This is a genomic window from Streptosporangium sp. NPDC050148 (genome assembly GCF_055586505.1).
The window spans coordinates 1-4,630 of sequence record NZ_JBVJIA010000078.1 but is presented as its reverse complement, the minus strand read 5'-3'; the positions used below and the strand labels follow the sequence as shown (position 1 = coordinate 4,630).

Annotated in this window: 1 protein-coding gene; it reads left to right on the top strand. The window is 74.7% G+C overall.

Annotation, left to right across the window (positions count from 1 at the left end):
* Positions 1–38: 38 nt before the first annotated feature.
* Positions 39–4,630 (top strand): SDR family NAD(P)-dependent oxidoreductase (locus ACZ6RT_RS37445; protein WP_470158863.1); only part of this gene is annotated, 4,592 nt, incomplete at its 3' end.

Genomic DNA, 4,630 nt, shown 5'->3' with positions numbered 1-4,630 from the left:
CGGTGCGGGTGCGGTTGTGGTCGCAGGGTGTGGGTGCGGTGTCGTTGCAGGTGGCGGATTCGGCGGGTGCTCCGGTGGCCACGATCGGCTCCCTGGTCTCCCGCCCGGTCACCACCGAGCAGCTCTCCGCCGCCCTCGCCTCCCACTCCGACGCGCTCTTCCGCGTGGAGTGGACCGCGCTGCCCGTGGCGGAGACGTCCACCGCGACCGGGACCGCCCTGGTCGGGCCGGACACGCTCGGCCTGGCCGATGCGCTGCGCGGCGCGGGCGCGGACGTGACGGAGGTCGCGGAGCTCGCGGAGCTCGCGGACCTGGCCGCGGCGGGAGAGGTCCCGGAGCTGGTGTTCGCCCCCTTCTCCGACTTCTCCGGATCCCCGGACGGGGCCGCCACCGACGGCGACCGGGTTCCGGACGCGGTCCGGACGGCGGCGTACCGGGCGCTGGAGCTGGTCCAGCGGTGGCTGGCCGACGAGCGGTTCGCCACGGCGCGCCTCGTCGTGGTCACCCGGGGCGCGGTCACGACCGGCCCCGACGAGGACGTCCACGACCTGGCGAACGCCCCGGTGTGGGGCCTGCTCCGCTCGGCCCAGTCGGAGAACCCCGACCGCATCGTGCTGGTCGACCTGGACGACCGGGCCGTGCCCGGCACCCTCCTGCGCGCCGCCGTGGACTCCGGCGAACCCCAGCTCGCCCTGCGCTCCGGTACGGTGCTCGCCGCGCGCCTGGCGCGGGCGGCCACCGGTGGCGGTGGTCTGGTGCCGCCCGCGGGGACGGCGCACTGGCGGCTGGACGCGCCGGTCAAGGGCAGCCTGTCGGACCTGGCACTGGTCGCCGCCCCCGAGGCCGGCCGGGAGCTGGGCCCGCGGGAGGTGCGGGTCTCCGTCCGCGCCGCCGGGCTCAACTTCCGCGACCTGGTCGTCACCCTGGGCATGGTCCCCGAGAACGACGAACCCATCGGCGGGGAGATCGCCGGCGTGGTGCTGGAGGTCGGCTCCGAGGTGGACGACCTGGCCCCGGGCGACCGGGTGACGGGTCTGCTGGACGGGGCGTTCGGCCCGGTCGGGGTGACCGACCGGCGGCTGCTGGCCCCGATGCCCGAGGGCTGGACCTTCGAGCAGGCCGCCTCCGTACCGGTGGTCTACCTCACCGCCTACTACGGCCTCGTCCGCCTGGGCCGGCTGCAGGCCGGGGAGTCGGTGCTGGTGCACGCCGGTGCCGGTGGTGTGGGCATGGCCGCGATCCAGCTCGCCCACCATCTCGGCGCGCAGGTGTACGCGACCGCGTCGCCGGCCAAGTGGGAGGTGCTGCGCTCGCTGGGGGTTCCGGACGAGCGGATCTCCTCCTCGCGGGACCTGGACTTCGAGGAGTACTTCGCCGAGGCCAGTGGCGGGCGTGGGGTGGACGTGGTGCTGAACTCGCTGGCGCGCGAGTTCGTGGACGCCTCTCTGAGGCTGCTGCCCCGCGGCGGCCGGTTCCTGGAGATCGGCAAGACCGACATCCGCGACGCCGCCGACGTCACCGCGGCGCACCCCGGCGTCGAGTACATCCTCTACTCCCTGATGGAGGCCGGATTCGACGGCCTGCGCGACATGCTGGCGGAGGTGCTGGAGCTGTTCGGCCGTGGGGTGTTGCGGCCGTTGCCGGTGCGCTCCTGGGACGTGCGCCGGGCGCCGGAGGCGTTCCGGTTCCTGTCGCAGGCCCGTCATGTGGGCAAGGTCGTGTTGCGGATGCCGCAGACGTTCGGTCCGGGTGGCACGGTGCTGGTGACCGGTGCGGGCACGCTGGGTGCTTTGGTGGCGCGGCATCTGGTGCGGGTGCACGGGGTGCGGGATCTGGTGTTGACCAGTCGTCGTGGCCGTGCGGCGGCGGGGATGGCGGAGCTGGAGCACGAGCTGGCCGAGGCGGGTGCGCGGGTGCGGGTGCAGGCCTGTGACGTGGCCGATCGGCAGGCGCTGGCGCGGTTGCTGGCGTCGATCCCGGCCGATCGCCCTTTGTCGGGGGTGGTGCACACGGCGGGGGTGCTGGATGACGGGATCGTCGAGACGTTGACGGCCGAGCGGGTGGGTGCGGTGTTGCGTCCCAAGGTGGACGCGGCCTGGAACCTGCACGAGCTGACCAGGGAGATGGACCTGTCGGCGTTCGTGCTCTTCTCCTCGGCCGCGGGCGTCTTCGGCGACGCCGGACAGGGCAACTACGCCGCGGCCAACACCTTCCTGGACGCGCTGGCCGCGCACCGCAGGGCCGACGGCCTGCCCGCGGTCTCGATCGCCTGGGGCTTCTGGAACCAGCGCAGCGACATGAGCGCCCACCTCAGCGACGCCGACCTGGCCCGGATGGAGCAGTCCGGCGCCCGCGGCCTGTCCTCGGAGGAGGGACTGGCGCTGTTCGACGCCGCCCGCGCGGTGGACGAGGCACTGCTGGTGGCCGTCCACCTCGACCTGGCGGCGATGCGCACCGGCACCCCGCCGGCGCTGCTGCGCGGCCTGGTCCGTCCCCCGGTCCGCCGCGAGGCGGCGGCGACGACCGCGGCCCCCGCGGACGGCGGCTCCCCGCTGCACCGGCAGCTCGCCGGCCTGTCCGAGGCCGAGCAGGACCGCGTGCTCGTCTCCATGGTCCGCACCCAGGCCGCCACCGTGCTCGGCCACGCCGACGCCGACGCCGTGCTGTCCGGCCGCGCCTTCAGGGAGCTGGGCTTCGACTCGCTCACCGCCGTCGAGCTGCGCAACCGGCTCAACGCCGCCACCGGGCTGCGGCTGCCCGCCACCATCGTCTTCGACTACCCCACGCCCACGGCGCTGGCCGAGTACCTCAGGGGCAGGCTGCTCGGCGCCGGGCTCTCGCCCGAGCCCGCGCAGCCCGCGCTCCCGGCCGCCGCACCGGCCGGTGAGGGAGACGACCCCATCGTGATCGTCTCCATGAGCTGCCGCTACCCCGGCGGCATCGACTCGCCGGAATCGCTGTGGCGACTGCTGGCCGAGGGCGGAAGCGCCATCTCCGAGTTCCCCGCCAACCGCGGATGGGACCTGGAGCGGCTCTTCGATCCCGACCCGTCCAAGCACGGCACCAGCTACGCCCGCGGCGGCGGCTTCATGCACGACGCGGGCGAGTTCGACGCCGACTTCTTCGGCATCTCGCCGCGCGAGGCCCTGGCCACCGACCCGCAGCAGCGCCTGCTGCTGGAGGCGTCCTGGGAGGTGCTGGAGCGCGCGGGCATCGCCCCCGGCACGCTCAGGGGCAGCTCGACCGGCGTGTTCGTCGGAGCGTCGAGCACCGGATACGCCACCGGCCTGTCGACGCTGCCCGAGGGCGTCGAGGGCTACCTGCTCACGGGCAACTCCAGCTCGGTGATGTCCGGCCGCGTCGCCTACGTGCTCGGCCTCGAAGGACCCGCCGTCACGGTCGACACGGCCTGCTCGTCCTCCCTGGTGGCCCTCCACCTCGCCTGCGACTCCCTGCGCCGCGGGGAGAGCACCCTCGCGCTGGCCGGCGGCGTGACCGTGGTCTCCACGCCGGAGCTGTTCGTCGAGTTCAGCCGCCAGCGGGGCCTGGCCCCCGACAGCCGCTGCAAGGCCTTCGCCGACGCGGCCGACGGCACGGTGTTCTCCGAGGGCGTCGGCATGGTCGTCCTGGAGCGGCTCTCGGACGCCCGCCGCAACGGCCACCCCGTGCTCGCGGTGGTCCGGGGCAGCGCGGTCAACCAGGACGGCGCCAGCAACGGCCTGTCCGCGCCCAACGGCCCCTCCCAGCAGCGCGTCATCCGCCAGGCCCTGGTCAACTCCGGCCTCACCCCCGCCGACGTCGACGCCGTCGAGGGACACGGCACCGGCACCACGCTGGGCGACCCGATCGAGGCCCAGGCGCTGCTCGCCACCTACGGCGAGGCGCGCCCGCAGGACCGGCCGCTCTGGCTGGGCACCGTCAAGTCGAACATCGGCCACACCCAGTGCGCCGCCGGCGTCGCGGGCGTCATCAAGATGGTGCTCTCCATGCGCAACGGCATGCTGCCCAGGACGCTGCACGTGGACGCGCCCAGCTCGCACGTGGACTGGTCGGCCGGCGCGGTCTCGCTGCTGACCGAGCCGGTCGAGTGGCCGCAGAACGACCACCCGCGCCGCGCGGGAGTGTCGTCCTTCGGCATCAGCGGCACCAACGCGCACGTCATCATCGAGCAGGCCCCCGCCGACGTCCCGGAGTGGGCGTCCACCGGGACGGCCACGGGCGACGACACGGCCGCGCGCGCCGGGACGGCCGCCGAGGCCGTACGCTCCGCGGTTCCGGCGACCGTCCTGGACGGCGTGCTCGTCACCGTGCCGGAGCAGGCACGGAACGGGCGGCACACCGACGGCGCCGACGGCGCCGACGGCGGCAACGGTGGCAACGGCGCGGGCGGCGACGGTGCGCACACCCCGGACACGGCATCCCTGCCGGCCGGGCCCGGTCTTCCGGTGCCGGTCGTGGTGTCGGGCCGTGGTGAGGAGGGGGTGCGGGCCCAGGCGGGCCGGTTGGCGGAGTTCCTGTCCTCCCGGGATGCCGCAGGGCTGGTGGATGTGGGGTATTCGCTGGTGGTGACGCGGGCGGGGTTCGATCACCGTGGTGTGGTGGTGGGTGCCGATCGTGCGGGGGTGGTGGC